At 75.1% G+C, this 16,933-nt stretch carries 12 protein-coding genes, 1 rRNA gene and 1 pseudogene; 11 read left to right on the top strand and 3 right to left on the bottom strand.

The window, feature by feature from the left end:
• Positions 1 to 23: 23 nt before the first annotated feature.
• From rrf to Pdca_RS20025, 11 genes and pseudogenes are all read left to right on the top strand, one after another.
• Positions 24 to 140 (top strand): 5S ribosomal RNA (gene rrf / locus Pdca_RS20075).
• A 2,065-nt stretch (positions 141 to 2,205) separates the two neighbouring features.
• Positions 2,206 to 3,567, top strand: coding sequence for a tetratricopeptide repeat protein (locus Pdca_RS35680; RefSeq protein WP_158092344.1), 1,362 nt, complete (start codon positions 2,206 to 2,208; stop codon positions 3,565 to 3,567).
• Positions 3,564 to 4,559 (top strand): HAD hydrolase-like protein, encoded by a 996-nt coding sequence (locus tag Pdca_RS20065; protein WP_085916333.1) that lies wholly within the window; start codon positions 3,564 to 3,566, stop codon positions 4,557 to 4,559. The genes Pdca_RS35680 and Pdca_RS20065 overlap by 4 nt, the downstream gene beginning before the upstream one ends.
• Before the next feature lie 106 nt (positions 4,560 to 4,665).
• Positions 4,666 to 4,872, top strand: a complete 207-nt coding sequence (locus Pdca_RS20060) for a hypothetical protein (RefSeq protein ID WP_085916334.1) — start codon at positions 4,666 to 4,668, stop codon at positions 4,870 to 4,872.
• A 2-nt stretch (positions 4,873 to 4,874) separates the two neighbouring features.
• The gene (locus Pdca_RS20055) at positions 4,875 to 5,693 is read left to right on the top strand and encodes a TlyA family RNA methyltransferase (protein ID WP_085916335.1); all 819 of its coding nucleotides are present in this window, start codon (positions 4,875 to 4,877) and stop codon (positions 5,691 to 5,693) included.
• Positions 5,690 to 6,613, top strand: coding sequence for an NAD kinase (locus Pdca_RS20050; protein ID WP_085916336.1), 924 nt, complete (start codon positions 5,690 to 5,692; stop codon positions 6,611 to 6,613). Before Pdca_RS20055 ends, Pdca_RS20050 begins: the two co-directional genes overlap by 4 nt.
• Before the next feature lie 101 nt (positions 6,614 to 6,714).
• A complete protein-coding gene (gene recN / locus Pdca_RS20045; RefSeq protein WP_085916337.1) occupies positions 6,715 to 8,568 on the top strand; it encodes a DNA repair protein RecN in 1,854 nt (617 codons plus the stop codon).
• Positions 8,569 to 8,629: 61 nt separating this feature from the next.
• Complete coding sequence (gene steA / locus Pdca_RS20040) at positions 8,630 to 9,805, top strand: putative cytokinetic ring protein SteA (protein ID WP_085916338.1); 1,176 nt, start codon at positions 8,630 to 8,632, stop codon at positions 9,803 to 9,805.
• Entirely contained in the window at positions 9,802 to 10,728 is a 927-nt protein-coding gene (locus tag Pdca_RS20035) for a copper transporter (protein ID WP_085916339.1), read from the top strand. Before steA ends, Pdca_RS20035 begins: the two co-directional genes overlap by 4 nt.
• Before the next feature lie 6 nt (positions 10,729 to 10,734).
• A pseudogene (locus Pdca_RS20030) lies at positions 10,735 to 12,402 on the top strand (CTP synthase); the annotation flags it as partial.
• A gap of 406 nt (positions 12,403 to 12,808) precedes the next feature.
• The gene (locus Pdca_RS20025) at positions 12,809 to 13,447 is read left to right on the top strand and encodes an NUDIX domain-containing protein (protein WP_085916340.1); all 639 of its coding nucleotides are present in this window, start codon (positions 12,809 to 12,811) and stop codon (positions 13,445 to 13,447) included.
• A 6-nt stretch (positions 13,448 to 13,453) separates the two neighbouring features.
• On the opposite strand, the gene Pdca_RS20020 is transcribed toward Pdca_RS20025, so the two are convergent.
• From Pdca_RS20020 to Pdca_RS20010, 3 genes are read right to left on the bottom strand one after another with little or no spacing between them, the layout of a single operon-like run.
• Positions 13,454 to 14,341 (bottom strand): DUF1707 domain-containing protein, encoded by an 888-nt coding sequence (locus tag Pdca_RS20020; protein ID WP_085916341.1) that lies wholly within the window; start codon positions 14,339 to 14,341, stop codon positions 13,454 to 13,456.
• 46 nt (positions 14,342 to 14,387) lie between these two features.
• Positions 14,388 to 15,851 carry a PucR family transcriptional regulator gene (locus Pdca_RS20015; protein ID WP_085916342.1) on the bottom strand — a complete coding sequence of 488 codons (1,464 nt, stop codon included), beginning with the start codon at positions 15,849 to 15,851 and terminating at the stop codon, positions 14,388 to 14,390.
• A complete protein-coding gene (locus tag Pdca_RS20010; protein WP_158092345.1) occupies positions 15,848 to 16,900 on the bottom strand; it encodes a DUF917 domain-containing protein in 1,053 nt (350 codons plus the stop codon). Before Pdca_RS20010 ends, Pdca_RS20015 begins: the two co-directional genes overlap by 4 nt.
• Positions 16,901 to 16,933 lie beyond the last annotated feature (33 nt).

Raw genomic sequence — 16,933 nt, 5'->3', positions numbered from 1 at the left:
GTTGAAGAGAAGTTGATAGTGTTGTCGGTGGTCATAGCGTTAGGGAAACGCCCGGTCCCATTCCGAACCCGGTAGCTAAGCCTTTCCGCGCCGATGGTACTGCACTCGACAGGGTGTGGGAGAGTAGGTCGCTGCCGACATTCAACCTTCGAGAGGGGGAGTCCGTTCCGGTGTTGTCACCGTGCGGACTCCCCCTTTTTCTTTTGTCTCCGATCGTCTCCGCCGGCTCCGGCGCGAAGAACGGTCAGCTCGGTGCGGTCGTCCGACCGCGGAAGTGACGGTGTTCCTTTGTACCCTGAGCACGTGACGGACGGGGAACGTCCCGGCAGCGGCCGGGGAGGCGGTGACCGCGGGCGCTCGGAGCGGACCGGCGGTAGCGGCTCCCGCTCCGGCTCCGGCTGGGGCCAGAGCGGCGGCGACCGCGCGCGGAACGACGCCGGCGGACGGTCCGGCGACTCGCGCGGCCGGCGCGACGACCGGGGCGACCGCAAGGGCGGGGACCGGCCGCGCGACGACCGGCCCCGCGCAGGCGGCGGTCCGAACCGCAGCGGCGGCTACCGCGGCACCGATGACGGCGGCACCAACCGTGCGCGTCGGGACTCCGGCGGTTACCGCGGCGACGGGCCACCGGCCCGCGGTCGCCCCGAGTCCGGCGGCAACCAGGGCCGCGGAGGCCGGGACGAGAACCGCGGCGGCGGGTTCCGGGCTCGCGACAAGAGCGACGGCGACCGACGCGAGCGCGACGGTGGTGGCTACCGGGGCCGAAACGACGGTGCCGGCGATCGCAGCCGGAACGACAGCGGCGGCTACCGCGGTCGCGACGACCGTGGCGGCGGCTACCAGGGGCGTAAGGACGACGGCGGTGGCTACCGCGGTCGATCCGAGAGCGATGGCGGCTATCAGGGCCGCAAGGACAGCGGCGGCGGTGACCGCGGCCGGAACGACGGTGGCGGCTACCGCGGTCGTCCCGACAGCGGTGGTGGTTACCAGGGCCGCAAGGACAGCGGCAGCGGCGACCGTGGCCGGAGCGAGGGCGGCGGTGGTTACCGGGGTCGGTCCGACAGCGGTGGCGGTTACCGCGGTCGTGATGACAGCAGCGGTGGTCACCGGGGCCGTAAGGACGATGCCGGCGGCTTCCGCGGCCGCGAGGGCGGCAGCGGTGGTTACCGGGGCCGTGATGACGACTCGCGTGGCCGTGGTCGCGGCGAGTCGGGTGGCGATCGGCCCCGTGAGGGTGGCCGGGGTCGTGGAGATTCCGGCGGCTACCGCGGGCGTGACGACCGGGACCGCCGCGGCGACCAGCGCGGCTCGGGCAGTTCGTGGTCCGCGCGCGACGGCAGGTCAGGTCAGGGCGGCGCGCGCCGCGACGACCGGGACCGCCGTGCCGACGATCGCGGGCCCCGTCGGGACGACCGCGCCCGGGGCGGTGGCTACCGCGGCGGAGACGACCGCGGCGGACGCGGCGGCGAGAGCCGACCGGCGCGTTCTTTCCGCGACAGCGGTGCTCGCCCGTCCGGTGGGCGGGACGAGCGGCCCAGGTCGTTCGACGACCGCGGCGATCGGGGTTCGTCCTCGGCCGGACGTGAGGACCGCGGCTACCGCGGCCGGGACGACCGGGGACGCACCGAGAGGCCAGGTGGCTCGCAGGGCGGCCGTCCGACCCGTGACGGCGACCGGCGCACCGGTGGGTCCTACCGGGACGACCGCGGTGGTCGTCCGTCCCGGGACCGGGATGATCGTGGCGCAAGCCAGGGGCGTGAGCGCCCCGCACGTCCGGTCCGCGACCGGCCGCGTGACGACCGGCCGCGTGGATCCCGGACGGACGGTCCCTCCGAGAATCGGGACGCCGGGCACCGTCCGGCCGATCGCGGTCCCCGGGAGGACGCAGGCAGCACCGGGATCGGGCACGAGCGGCGTCCGGCCGAGCAGGTCGACGGCGACGTCCGTCCCGATGAGCAGGTCGGTCCCGTTCGATCGGAGCCGGACCAGCGACGGTCCGCGACACGGCACGAGGAGCCGTCCGGTGGGCAGGGCTCCGTCGCGGAGAGCACCGGCGTCGTCGCCGACCGGACCGACGCCGTGCCGGACCGGACCGACGCCACGGCGGACCGGACCGATGCTGTGGCGGACCGGGCTGAGGCTTCGTCGGACCGGGCTGACGCGGCGGCGGCGAGCGCCGGTGCGGTGTCGGCGAGCGCCGGTGCTGTGCGGGACAGTGCCGACCACGTCGCGGTGGAGCAGGAGCGGCGCGTCTCGGCAGACGTGACGACCCCGCCGGCACAGGAGCAGGCCGTCACCGAGCGGTCCGCGGAGCAGCGCACCTCCGGGCGGCAGACGCCGCAGCGCGACCGGGGCGATCGCGGGCACCGCGACAACCGGCCCGCACGTCGCGATGACGGCCGCGGTGCGTCCCGGCGGGACTCCCGCGGCGGTCCGTCGGACCACCGGGAGCGTGGGGACCGGGGCGACCGTCCCCGTCGTATCCCCGAGTCCGCCGAGCGGACGTTCGTGACCGAGCCGGATCTCCCGCACTCGGTCTCGGCCGCCGAGCTCGACCCGAGTGTCCGGCGTGACCTGCGCGGCCTGCAGAAGGAAACCGCTGAGAGCGTCGCCCGGCACCTGGTTGCGGCCGGTGTGCTGGTGGACGAGGACCCGGCGCTGGCACTCGAGCACGTCCGGTACGCACGGCGTCGCGCGTCGCGGATCGCCGTGGTGCGCGAGGCAGCCGGGATCGTCGCCTACCACGCCGGTGAGTGGAACGAGGCGCTCGGCGAGTTCCGTGCCGCCCGCCGGATGGGTGGGGGGCCTGGTCACGTCCACGTCATGGCGGACATCGAGCGGGCGCTCGGCCGTCCCGAGCGTGCACTCGACCTCGCGCGCAGCCCCGAGTCGAGGGACCTGGGCCAGGAGGAGCGCATCGAGCTGCTGATCGTCGCGGCCGGTGCCCGGCGTGACCTCGGTGAGTTCGATGCGGCCGTCGTCGGGCTGCAGGTTGCCGAGCTCGACGCCGCTGCCCGCGACCCGTGGAGCTCGCGGCTGTTCTACGCCTACGCCGACAACCTGCTCGCCGCGGGCCGCGAGGCGGACGCCATCCAGTGGTTCGTGCACGCCCACGACGCCGACACCGACGAGCAGACCGACGCCGCCGTCCGGATCGCCGAGCTGACCGGTGAGGAGCTTCCGGCGTCCGACGACGACGATCTGACCATCGGCTACGAGGAGCTGCCGGGCGAAACACCCGACGAGCCGGCCCGCTCCGCTGCGCCCACCGCCGACGAGCCGGTGTCGGCGGACTCCGCCGGGGACACTGTCTCCGTGGAGGGCACTGTCTCCGTCGAGGACCGGGTCGCCGCCGACGAGCCGGTCGCTGCTGACGGGCCGACTCCCGCCGACGGGCGGACGCCCGCTGAGGAGCCGGCTGCTGCCGGCGAGCGTGCTGTGGCCGACGGGGACTCCTCCGCTCCGGGGGAGCCCGTCACCGGCGAGGCCGCCACCGGCGAGGCCGCCACGGGAGAGTCCGGCACCGACGGCCCGACGGCCGTGGACCCCGGGACGGCACGCTCATGACCGACGATCTGCTGTCCCGGCACGACGTTCTGCTCGCCGACCTGGACGGGACCCTCTACCGGGGCCCGGAGGTCGTCCCCGGCGCGCTGGAGGCGGTGCTCGCCGCCGCCGCGCGGGGTGTGCCGACGGTCTACGTCACGAACAACGCCTCCCGCAGCCCCGCGGACGTCGCCGCGCACCTGACCGAGCTGGGCTTCCCGGCCGGGGTCGCCGACGTCCGCACCAGCTCGCAGGCCGGCGCCACGATGCTGGCGGAGCAGCTGCCCGCCGGTGCACCGGTCCTCGTCATCGGTACCGACGCGCTCGCCGACGAGGTCCGGGCACGTGGCCTCACCGTGGTCGGTACGGCGAACGAGGCCGTCGCCGTCGTCCAGGGGCACTCGCCGGACACCGGATGGCGGGTGCTCGCCGAGGCGGTGGTCGCGATTCGGGCCGGTGCGCTGTGGATCGCGACGAACGTCGATCCGACGCTGCCGACCGATCGCGGCCCGCTACCCGGCAACGGCTCCATGGTGCAGGTCGTGCGCACCGCAACCGGTGCGCAGCCGCAGGTCGCGGGCAAGCCCGCCGCGCGGCTGCTGCGCGAGGGGCAGGGCGACGCGACCCGTCCGCTGGTCGTGGGGGACCGGCTGGACACCGACATCGAAGGTGCACACGCGCTGCAGGCGCCGTCGCTGATGGTGCTGACCGGTGTGAACGGGGCCGCCGACCTGCTCGCCGCGCCGCCCGCGCTGCGCCCCACCTATCTCGGTGCGGACATGGCGGCCCTCGGCAGGGACCCGGACGAACTGACGCCCGGGCCGCGCCCGGGCTGGCAGGTGGAGCACGGTCCGGACGGGCTGCGGCTCGCCGGCTCCGGTGAGGGCCCGGAGCCCGCTGTCGACGCCCTCCGCGCGCTGTGCGCGGTCGCCTGGGAGCACGGTGCGAACCGGGTGACCGCCGACGGTGCGGCGGCCGCCGCGGTGCTCGACGAGCTCGGGATCGGCACCTGAGACGCCCGGCCCGTCCGGAGGGACGGGGCGAGCGCGGTGCCCGCGATCGCACCCGGCCGCATTCGACTACCGTGGCCAGCGAGTCCCCCGTCCCCGGAGATCATCGATGAGCGTCCCCACCCCCGGCCCGCGTCCCGGTGACCCGCGGCAGGCGGAAGATCGCCCGGTCGCGGCGCTGCGCGCCGACGTCGAGGCGGCCGTGGCCGGCCTCGACGATCTCGCCGACCGGCCGATCTCCGAGCATCCGGCCGCGTTCGAGCGGGTGCACGGCGCGCTCGGCCGGGCGCTCGGCGCCGGATCGGAACGGGGCTGAGCGTGCCGCCCACCCGCGCACGGCTGGACGCCGAGCTCGTCCGGCGCAAACTCGCCAGGTCCCGGGGCCAGGCCGCCGAGTTCATCGCGGCCGGCCGGGTCACGGTCAACGGGATGCCCGCCGCGAAGCCCGCGACGGTCGTGGAACGGGATGCGCCGGTGGTCGTCCGGCCCGACGACGACGGCCCGGAGTGGGCCTCGCGCGGCGCGAAGAAACTCCTCGGCGCGCTCGACGCCTTCACCACCGTCGACCCGGCGGGGCGGCGCTGCCTGGACGCCGGAGCCTCCACCGGCGGCTTCACCGACGTGCTGCTCGAGCGCGGGGCACGCGAGGTCGTCGCCGTCGACGTCGGCTACGGCCAGCTCGTCTGGCGGCTGCAGTCCGACGAGCGGGTCCGGGTGCACGACCGCACCAACGTCCGCGCGCTGGAACCGGAGCAGATCGGCGGACCCGTGGACCTGACCGTCGCCGACCTGTCGTTCATCTCGTTGCGGACCGTGTTGCCGGCGCTCGCCGCGTGCACCGCCCCCGGCGGGGACCTCCTCCCGATGGTCAAACCGCAGTTCGAGGTCGGCAAGGCGCGGCTCGGCTCCGGCGGCGTCGTCCGCGATCCCGGACTGCGGACCGACGCGCTGCACGGTGTCGCCGCCGCGGCCGGTGAGCACGGCCTGCAGGTGCTCGGCGCCGTGGCCAGCCCGCTGCCCGGCCCGTCCGGCAACGTCGAGTACTTCCTGCACCTGCGACGCCCCGACGGCGACCCCGGGCCCGGTCCCGAGCTCGAACCGATGCTGGCCGCGGCCGTCGCGGACGGACCCGCATGAGGGAGGTCCTGCTCGTCCTGCACACCGGGCGTCCGGCCAACCGCAAGACGGCCCTGCGGGTGATGGGCGAACTCGGCGGACTGGGCCTGCGGACCCGGGTACTGGCCGACGAGTGGGCCGAGATCGGCGCCGATCCCGATGTCCCGGCGCACCTCGCCCCGGTACAGGTGTCGGCCGGCCCGGACTGCGCGACCGGTGCGGAGGCCGTCCTCGTCCTCGGCGGCGACGGGACGCTGTTGCGCGCCGCGGATCTCGCGCGCCCGTCCGGGGTGCCGCTGCTCGGGGTGAACCTGGGGCACGTCGGGTTCCTCGCCGAGGCCGAGGAGGACACCCTCGACGAGGCGCTCGACAAGCTCGCCGCGGGCGCCTACGAGGTCGAGGAGCGGACCACGCTGGAGGCGGTGGTACGGGCCAACGGGCACGTGCTGGGCCGGACCTGGGCGCTGAACGAGGCCGTCGTCGAGAAGACCACCCGAGGCCGGATCCTGGAGGTCGTGCTGGAGGTGGACGGCCGGCCGGTGTCGTCGTTCGGCTGCGACGGCGTGCTGTGCTCCACCCCGACCGGCTCGACCGCGTACGCGTTCTCCGCGGGCGGCCCACTGATCTGGCCACAGGTTCAGGCCCTGCTGGTGGTCCCGAGCAACGCGCACGCACTCTTCGCCCGGCCGCTGGTGATCGCACCGGACAGCGCGGTCGCGATCGAGGTCTCCGCCGAGGGGCCGCCCGCGGTGCTCGACTGCGACGGACGACGGACGATCGCGGTGCCGCCGGGAGCTCGGGTCGAGCTGACCCGGGCCGCCGAGCCGGTGCGGATGGTGCGGCTGGCGGCGCAGCCCTTCGCGGACCGGCTGGTCCGCAAGTTCGATCTTCCGGTCCGCGGCTGGCGCGGCGCACAGCAACGGCGGTCCTCGAACACCTGATCGACCGCTCGCCGCACGGATCCGACCGTACGAACACATGTTCGCCCCTGATCGCGTGTCGGCGATGTTTTCCGTCGGGGTTCGAACGTATGGTCCCACCCATGTTGGCCGAGATGCGGATCCAGGGCCTCGGAGTGATCGACGACGCGACCCTGGAGCTCGACCCGGGCCTGACCGTGCTGACCGGTGAGACGGGTGCGGGAAAGACCATGGTCGTGACCGGGCTGAACCTGCTCGGTGGCGGTCGCGCGGAATCGTCGAGGGTGTCGTCCGGGGCCCGGCGGGCGGTGGTCGAGGGTCGCTTCGCGGCGTCGCCGGGTGCGCTCGAGCTGGCCGAGGAGGTCGGCGCCGAACCGGACGAAGACGGTACGTTGATCGCCGCGCGCACCGTCTCCGCCGACGGGCGGTCACGGGCCCACCTCGGTGGCCGGTCGGTGCCGGTCGGGGTACTCGGCAGGCTGGCCGAGGCGCAGCTGGCGGTGCACGGGCAGAACGACCAGCTGCGGTTGCTGCGCAGCTCCGACCAGCGGGCGCTGCTCGACCGGTTCGCCGGCGAACCGGTGGCGGTCCCGCTGGCCGCGTACCGGGCGATCCGCACCGAATGGACCGGTGTGATCGCCGAGCTGTCCGAGCGCCGGGGCAACGCCCGCCGGCTGGCCCAGGAGGCCGACATGCTGCGGCACGGTCTGGCCGAGATCGAGTCGGTGGATCCGCAGCCGGGGGAGGATCGTGAGCTCGTCGAGCTGGGCCGCCGGATGACCGAGGCCGATGACCTGCGCGCCGCCGCGGAGACCGCGCGGGCCGCGTTGTCCGGGCCGGACGACGGAGAGCTTCCCGGCGCGATCGGGCTGGTCGGGCAGGCGCGCTCGCTCACCGAGGGCAGCGGCGATCCGGCGCTGCAGGAACTGGGGCCACGGCTCGCGGAGGTGCTCGCGATCCTGGCCGACACCGGCGCCGAGCTCTCCGGGTACCTGGACCGGCTCGACGCGGATCCGGAACGGCTCGAACAGGTGCTCGCCCGGCAGGCCGAGCTGCGTTCGCTCACCCGCAAGTACGCCGGCGACACCGACGGGGTGCTGGAGTGGGCGCGCACCGCCCGCGAGCGGCTGAGCGGTCTCGACACCTCCGACGACGCGCTGGCCGCACTCGCCGCCCGCCGGGACGAGCTGGCCGCCGAGCTGGCTCAGCACGCGGCCGCGGTGACCGCGGCACGCACCGAGGCCGCCGGGCGGCTGGCGGAGGCCACCACCGCCGAGCTCGCGGGTCTCGCGATGCGCGACGCCCGGCTGCAGGTCGGTGTCGCGCCGCGCCCGGCCGGCGACTCCGGCCCGGTGCTGGTGGTCGACGGCCGCGAGTGCCACGCCGGCTCCGGCGGCGTCGACGAGATCGAGATCCGGCTCGTCGCGCACGCCGGTGCCGCGGCTCAGCCACTGCACAAGGGGGCATCGGGCGGCGAGCTGTCCCGGGTGATGCTCGCGCTCGAGGTCGCGCTCGCCGGTGCCGATCCGGTACCGACCATGGTGTTCGACGAGGTCGACGCCGGAGTCGGTGGCCGTGCCGCGGTGGAGATCGGCCGCAGGCTGGCCCGGCTCGCCGCCCGGCACCAGGTGATCGTCGTGACGCACCTGCCGCAGGTGGCGGCCTACGCCGATCGGCACTTGGTGGTGCAGAAGGCATCCGGAGCGGGGGTGACCCGATCCAGCGTGCGGCGGCTCGCGGAGGAGGATCGCACCGCGGAGCTGGCGCGGATGCTCGCCGGGATGGACGACACCGACACCGGCCGCGCGCATGCCGAGGAGTTGCTCGCCGCGGCCACCGCGCACCGCGAGGCGGACCGTCGCGAGGAGATCGTCGCGGCCGAGCCCGCGGACCTGGCCGAGGCGCGGTCTCGGCGGGCGGGAGCGTCGTCCTCCGGCGGTGGGGCCCGGCGCCGGCGGGTGCCGCGCGCGGGATAGCCGGGCACCGGCCCGGCGTGCCTTCGCCGTCACAGCCGTCTCACCTGCCACAGTGCGACCCATGAAGCTGTCCGGCCTGCTGCACCGTTCGCGACCGGAGCTGCCGGGCCTGACCGGCCCGGTCCGCACCGACCGCCGTACCGAGGCCTTGCTGCGCCGGCTCAAGCCCGGTGACATCGTCGTCCTCGACCAGGTCGATCTCGACCGTGCCACCGCCGACGCGCTGGTGGCCGCGCGGGTCGCCGCGGTCGTCAACGCCGCACCGTCGATCTCCGGCCGGTTCCCGAACCTCGGCCCGCAGGTGCTGGTCGAGGCCGGTGTCCCGCTGGTCGACGACTGCGGCGCGGACCTGATGCGCGCGGTCAAGGACGGCGCGAAGGTCCGGCTGCACGACGGCGTGCTCTACTCCGGCGAGCAGCCGCTCGGCGAGGGCCGGGTGCAGACCGAGGACACCGTCGCCGACGCACTCGACGAGGCCAAGTCCGGCCTCACCCACCAGCTCGAGGCGTTCGCCGCCAACACCATCGAGTTCATGCGCCGGGAACGCTCGCTGCTGCTCGACGGGCACGGGGTGCCCGAGGTCGACGTCCCGCTCGACGGCAGGCATGTGCTGGTCGTCGCGGCCGGGTTCGAACACACCCGGGTCCTGAAGCGGCTGCGCGCCTACATCAAGGAGTACCGGCCGGTCCTGATCGGGGTCGGGGCGGGCGCCGACGCGCTGATGAACGCGAAGTACAAGCCGGACCTGATCGTCGCCGACCCGTCCGAGGTGTCGAACCAGGCGCTGACCAGCGGGGCCGACGTCGTCGTGCCGGCGTTCCCGGACGGGCACGCGCCCGGCCTGCACCGGGTGCAGGATCTCGGTGCCAGCGCCGTGACGTTCCCGTCGATGGCCAACCCGGAGGACCTCGCCCTGCTGCTCGCCCACCACCACGGTGCGGCGATGATCGTGACCGTCGGGCTGTCCGCGTCGATGGCCGAGTTCCTCGACCGCGGCCGCTCCGGCAGCAACGCCTCCACCTTCCTGACCCGGCTGCAGGCCGGTGGCTCGCTGGTGGACGGCGCACTGATCGCGCAGATGTACCGGAGCCGGTCGTCGTTCGCTCCGTTGCTGCTGCTCGTCGTGGCGGCGATCGTCGCCGTCGTCGTCGCGGTGATGGTGTCCGGGGCCGGTCCCGCAGTGCTGGAATGGGCACGCGGGCTGCTGGAGACCGTGCGGTCCTGGTTCCCGGCGTGATCTCGCGGCGCTACCACCGGATCGCCCTCGTCGCGGTCTTCGTGCTCGCACTCGCCGCCGGTATGGCGATCGCGACCGTCGGGCTGCCGCAACGCATCGCGGCCTCGGTCGCGGCGTCGGCCACGACGAGCGAGGTCGACCAGCTGCGGGCCGAGCGGGACGTGCTCGCCGCCCGGCAGGCCTCGGGCGACGAGTTCACCGCCGGCATCGGGCCGGACGTCGTGCGCGACACGCTGACCGGGGTGCCGGTCACCCTCGTCGCGCTCGGCGCCGAACCGGCCGACACCCGGGCCGTCGCCGAGCTGGTCGCCGCGGCGGGCGGGACGGTCGCCGCGGAGATCGTGCTGACCCCGGCCGTCGCCGACCCGGCCCGTGCCGATCAGCTCCGCGACCTGTCGGCGCAGCTGTTGCCCTCCGGCGCGCAGCTGCCGGCGTCCTCCGAGGCGGGCACGCTCGCCGGTGGGTTGCTGGGAGCCGCACTGCTGGTGCCGGCCGACGGGCCCGCGCCGGACCCGCAGCAGGCGTCCGCGGTGCTGGCCGGTCTCGCCGGTGGCGGGTTCGCCGAGCAGCCGGCCGGGGATCCGGCGGCGGGACGGCTCACCGTCGTCGTCACCGGGGGACCGTTCGAGGGCGTCGACGCCGCCGGCTCGGCCGCCACCGCGACCGAGCTCGCGGTCGAGCTGGACCGCCGCGGCGCGGGAGCGGTGCTGGCCGGCCGGGACGCCGCCCCGCACGGCGCGGTCGGCGCGGCCCGTGTAGCAGGCGATCCGCTCTCCACGGTCGACGGCGTCGGCACCGGCGCCGGCCGGATCGCGACGGTGCTCGCCGTCGCCGAACGCAACGGTGGCGGGACCGGTCACTACGGCTCCGGCGACGGTTCGGAGGGGCCGGTTCCCGCCGTCCCACAGCGATCGGTAGGCTGAAAATCCGTGCAGACTCGCGCCACCCGTCATCTTTTCGTCACCGGTGGGGTCGCTTCCTCACTGGGTAAAGGACTGACCGCCTCGAGCCTCGGTCAGCTGCTCACCGCGCGCGGGCTCCGCGTCACGATGCAGAAGCTCGACCCGTACCTCAACGTGGATCCCGGGACGATGAACCCGTTCCAGCACGGTGAGGTGTTCGTGACCGAGGACGGCGCGGAGACCGACCTCGACATCGGCCACTACGAGCGATTCCTCGACCGGAACCTGCAGGGCCGGGCGAACGTCACCACCGGCCAGGTCTACTCCGAGGTGATAGCCAAGGAACGCCGCGGCGAGTACCTCGGCGACACCGTGCAGGTCATCCCGCACATCACCGGTGAGATCAAGGACCGGGTGCTGGCGATGGCAGCGCCGGACGCCGAGGGGATCGCCCCGGACGTCGTCATCACCGAGGTCGGCGGCACGATCGGCGACATCGAGTCGCTGCCCTTCGTCGAGGCCGCTCGCCAGGTCCGGCACGAGGTGGGCCGGGACAACTGCTTCTTCCTGCACGTCTCGCTGGTGCCCTACCTGGCGCCGTCCGGCGAGCTGAAGACGAAGCCGACCCAGCACTCGGTCGCCGCCCTGCGCAACATCGGTATCCAGCCCGACGCGCTGGTGCTGCGCGCCGACCGCGAAATCCCGGACGCGATGAAGCGCAAGATCTCGCTGATGTGCGACGTGGAGCTCGACGGCGTCGCCGCCGCGCCGGACGCGCCGTCGATCTACGACATCCCGAAGGTGCTGCACGGCGAGGGCCTCGACGCCTACGTCGTCCGCCGACTCGGGCTGCCGTTCCGCGACGTGGACTGGACGGTGTGGGGCGACCTGCTCGACCGCGTCCACCACCCGCAGGAGACCGCGACGATCGCGCTGGTCGGCAAGTACGTCGACCTGCCCGACGCGTACCTGTCGGTGACCGAGGCGCTGCGCGCCGGCGGGTTCGCCCACCATGCGAAGGTCACCATCCGCTGGGTGCCGTCGGACGCCTGTGAGACCCCGGCCGGTGCGGCCGAGGCGCTCGACGGGGTGGACGCCGTGCTGGTGCCGGGCGGGTTCGGTATCCGCGGCATCGAGGGCAAGCTCGGCGCGATCACGCACGCACGTACCCGGCGGATCCCCACCCTCGGGCTGTGCCTCGGCCTGCAGTGCATGGTGATCGAGACCGCGCGCAGCATCGCCGGGCTGGACGGCGCGAGCTCGTCGGAGTTCGACCCGGAGACCCCGCATGCGGTGATCTCGACGATGGCGACCCAGCGCGACGTCGTCGCCGGCGAGCGCGACATGGGCGGCACGATGCGGCTCGGGGCATACCCGGCGCTGCTCGAGCCGGGATCGGTGGTCGCGAAGGCGTACGGGACCCGTGAGGTCTCCGAACGGCACCGGCACCGCTTCGAGGTGAACAACGACTACCGGCAGCGGCTGACCGATGCCGGTCTCGTGTTCGGGACCTCGCCGGACGGCTCCCTGGTCGAGTTCGTGGAGCTGCCGGAGACCGAGCACCCGTTCTTCGTCGGCACCCAGGCGCATCCGGAGCTGAAGAGCCGGCCGACCCGGCCGCATCCGCTGTTCGCGGCGTTCATCCGTGCCGCGCTGCGTTACCGGGCCGAGGAGCGGCTGCCGGTGGAGCTGCCCGGGCGGCACGGGAGCGTGGCCGAGGAGGCCGGCGCCGGGGAAGCCGGGGCCGCGCAGACCGGTGCCGGACAGACCGGTGCCGGACAGTCCGGTGCCGGACAGTCCGGTGCTGGGCAGGCCGGTACCGGGGAGGTCGGCGTCGAGGCGGGCAGCAACGGCGTCGCCCCGGCGGAGCGGACCGCCGGCCCGAGCTGACGGGCACCCGCCGACGGCCCGGCTCGCGTCGACGATCACTGCTGCCGGGTTCGTCCCGGTTCCTGACCAGTACCGGTCCGACGGGATCGACGTCGTGACCGGTACGGGGGAACGTTGTTGCGCGGCAGGCTCGTGGCGGAGCAGTAGTGTTCCGTGGGGTGAAGATCAGGCGCTGGCCGGTCCCCGGCCCCACGTCCCCGGTCGTCGGCTCGTGACCCGCCCGGGAGAGCACGACTTCCCGGTCCGCTCGGCCACCGACATCTACTCGGGCCGGGTCATGGCGCTGCGCTCGGACCGAGTCGTCATGCCCGGTGGGCGGGTCGCCACCCGGGAGATCCTGGAGCACCCGGGCGCGGTCGCGGTGCTCGCCGTCGACGAGCAGCGGCGGGTCCGGATGCTGTACCAGTACCGGCACGCCGTGCGGCGCCGGCTCTGGGAGCTCCCGGCCGGGCTGCTGGACGTCGCGGGGGAGGACCCCGTCGTCACTGCCGGGCGTGAGCTCACCGAGGAGGCCGGACTGTCGGCGACCGACTGGGCGGTGCTGCTCGACGTCGTCCCGTCGCCGGGTTTCTCCGACGAGTCGGTCCGGATCTTCCTGGCCCGCGGGCTCACCGAGGAGCCGCGCCCGGACCTGGGTGACGACGAGGAGGCCGATCTCGAGCTGCGCTGGATCCCGCTCGACGAGGCCGTCGCGATGGTGTTCGCCGGTGAGATCGTCAACGCGGTCACCTGTGCCGGGCTGCTCGCCGCCCGGTCGGTGCTGGCCGGGGAGGCCGAGCCGCGCCCGGTCGGGACCGAGTGGGTGGACCGGCCGGAGCGTTTCGCGCGCCGCCGCGACGGCGACGACTGAGCCGGATCAGGGCCGCAGCGGGCGACCGGCCGGGTCGGTCGGGCTGCCGCCCAGGATCACGATCCCGTCGACGAACGACCAGATCGCGCCGAGCCCGAAGGTGACCAGCGTGACCACCAGCTGCGCCACCGCCAGACCGGTGTGCCCGGTGTAGAACCGGCCGACGCCGAACGGCAGGAACAGCTGCAGCAGACCGCCGACGGTCCGCTGCCGGTCCGAGTACGGCCGCCCCGAGTAGGGCTCCCTGCCGAACGGGGCCGCCTGGTCGTATCCGGCGTACGCGCCGTAGGCGGGCGGGCCGGGATGCGGCGGGTAGCTGCCTGCATAGGGGACGGCGGCCGGCGGCGGGGCGGCGAAGGCCGCGCCGCTCGCCCAGCCCGGGCCGGGCGGTGGCGCGGGCCACGCCGGGTGCCGGCCCGCTCCCGGTGGCTGCCCGGCATCGGGGGCGGGCGGCGCCCCCGGGGAGTGCGGGGTACCGAAGTGCGGGGCGCCGGGGGAGTGCGGGGCGCCTGGGGACGACGGGGCGTCGGGGACCTGACCGAGGCCCGGCGCGTACGGCATGCCCGGTGTGTAGGGCGTGCCCGGTGCGTACGCCGTGCCCGGGGTGTGCGAGGTGCCCGTGGTGCCCGTGGTGTCTGAGCTGCTCGGGGTGCGCTGCGCGACAGTGACATCCGCGCCTCCGCCCGGCGCGGGGGCCGCCGCGTCCGGGACCGGGCCAGGGAGGTCGGTGAACAGCTCGGCCAGCTCGGCCGGGGTCGTCGCGGCACGAGCCCGGCGGACCCGCTCGTCGTACTCGTCGATCTGCAGCCGCCCGGCGGTGTAGTGCGCGGACAGCGCCCGGACCACCTGCTCCTGCTCGGCATAGCCGATCGCACGCTCCCCGCCTGTGCCCATGACACCGACGGTAGCCCCCGACCCTCCCGGGGAGGGCGGGTGCCGGTCAGCTGTGGAACGACACGCTGCGGCAGGCGAGGTGCACCGCGAGCCGCTCGTCCGGGTCGCCGAGGTCGATGCCCAGCAGGTCGCGGATCCGGTCCACCCGGGTCGCGACGGTGTTGCGGTGCACGCCCAGTACCGCGGCCGTCTCGGTGAGTGACGACTCGGCGTCCAGGAACGTGGTGAGGGTCCTGATCAGGTCGCCCGGCCGCCCCTGCAGTGGTTCCAGCATCGACCTGGCCGCCGGGAGGAAGGTGTCGGTGCGGGTCCAGGCCAGCAGCAGCGCGCCCAGACCGAGCCGGTCGACGTGCACGAACCGGCCGCTCGCCGAGCGCTCGGCGGCCAGCCGGGCGGCGTCCCCGGCCTCACCGAGGCTGCGGGCGAGCCCGGCGGCGTCGCGATGCACCCGGCCGACCCCGGTCGAGGTCGGCAGCGAGGTGCGCAGCAGCCACTGCGCGCGGCGCGCCGCCGTGGCGTGCTGCTGCAACTCGGTGGCACCCGGCTCGTGCGCGAACGTCGTCCACGCACTCCATCCCGAACCCAGCTCGACGACCACGGCGCGCAGCCGCGCCGACTCCATCGCGCGCAGCACCCGCTCCCGGGCCGCGACGGCGTCGACCGACGGCGGCACGTCCATCCGGATACCGATGTGCCATCCGTCCAGCGACCACCCGGCGTCCAGGGCCCTGCGGCGCAACGCGGCCGGTACCGGATCACCGGCCTGCAGGATCTCCGAGAGCAGCGCGGTGCGCAGCCGGGCGTCGCGCTCGACGGTCAGCCGCTGCTCGGCCATCCGCTGCCGGACCGTCCCGGCGGCGACACCCAGCGCGGCCCGCACCGCCGCCGTCTCGGCGGGCACACCCACCGGCACCGCAGCGGCGAGCCTGCCGCCCGGCGGCTCCGGGCCGAGCGGCACCTCGAGCAGCGCCGGCTCCTCCGGCGGCTCGCCCGTCCCGGCGACGACCGAGCCTGCCGGGTCGAGCAGCCACACCGGATGCCGCCAGGTCCTGGCCAGCTCGGCGACCAGCGCATCCACCCCACCGGAGGCGGTCGCGCAGGCCGCAGCGGTGCGGGTCACCAGCGCAGCGATCACCCGATCGCTCTCGTGCAGCAGCCGGGCCGCGGCCAGCGCGGCGGCCAGCGCATCGTCGGCGCCGAACACCGGCAACCCGATCCGTTCGGCGAGCAGCCGGGTCGCGGGCTGCAGCGGCTCGGCTCCGGCGAGCAGCACCGCGGCCACGCCGGCCGCGACCGCGCGCCGGAGCAGCACGTCGAGATGCCAGTCGTCGCGGGGCGCGGACACCACGACGGCGAGCAGCGCACCGCCTGCCGCCGCCGGGTCGCCGTGCACGTCCGCCGTCGTCACGACGCTCTCGATGCGGGCCGCACCGGGGGCACCGCCGGCCAGTGGCAGCACCGCAGCCCAGTCCGGGTGGGCGAGCAGGCCGGCCAGCTCGAGACCGTTCACCGGATCGCCTCCGGTGCAACGGGTCGCCCCAGCCCGAACGCCTCCGGGCCGACGTGCCGGTGGGCGTCCGCCCTGGCCGCCCACCAGGGCGGAGCCGGCAGTACCAGGACGAGTACGTCGTCGCCGGTGCGGACGGCGTCGGTGGCGATCGGGGCGGCTGAGCGCCGGTGCAGCAGCACGATCAGCTCCGGTGACGCGGCCACCGGCTCACCGTCGGTGAGCACCAGCAGGTACTCGTTCTCGGCCTCCACCCGCAGCACGCCGGTGCCGCCGCCGTCGACGGTCACGGTGGCCCGCCCGAACCGGGCACCCGGCGCCCGCCGGACGTCGACGACGCGTCCGGCACCGGCCGGGAAGCCCTCCAGAGCGGCGGCGACCCGCTCGGGGGCCGGCGTGTCGCCGAGCCCGGCGTGCGCGCGGCCCAGGCGCAGCGCGCGGCCCAGCGTGCCCAGGCAGGCGTCGTGCAGGGCGTCCGATGCCGGTGCGGCGGCCATCGCGGTGCCCGCCCAGCCGCCAGCCTGCGCCACGAACGACCGGACCGTCAGCTCGGTGCCGACCGGGTCGCCGCCGTCCACGACGACGGTCCGGCCGACCGGCTCCACCAGCGCCATCGGCGTCACCGAGCCGCCCGAGACGATCCGGGTGAGCTGGTCGACCCGGGGCAGCGCCCGGCCCATGAGATCGGCGTCGACCAGTGGCAGCCCCAGCTCGCAGGCCAGCGGGATCGGCAGCACACCGTTCAGCCCGGCGGCCTCCAGCGGCATCACCGCTGCGGGCTGCACCCCGGTCCAGCGGACCAGGGCACGGACCGCGTCAGCCAGCTCGCGGCCCGAGGGCAGCTTCTCGTTCAGCACCCGGGTGCCGCCCAGCATCCCGACCGGGGTCACCGGGGCGTCGCCGAGCTCGGCGGGGGAGTGCAGCCGCACCGAGCGGTCGCGCAGCGCCGAGCGCAGCACGTGCGTGTAGACCCCGGCGTCCCCGCCGCCGCCGGAGCCGAGCAGCGTCAGCCCGGCGACCAACGGGTCGACGTCCGCAGCGGTCAGCTCCACGGTCGCCGATCCTGCCAGTGCGGGCGGCGGCGC

This window comes from Pseudonocardia autotrophica (genome assembly GCF_003945385.1).
GTDB lineage: Bacteria > Actinomycetota > Actinomycetes > Mycobacteriales > Pseudonocardiaceae > Pseudonocardia > Pseudonocardia autotrophica.
Note: the sequence above shows the minus strand (reverse complement) of the source record. Positions and strands in the feature narration are given on the sequence as shown.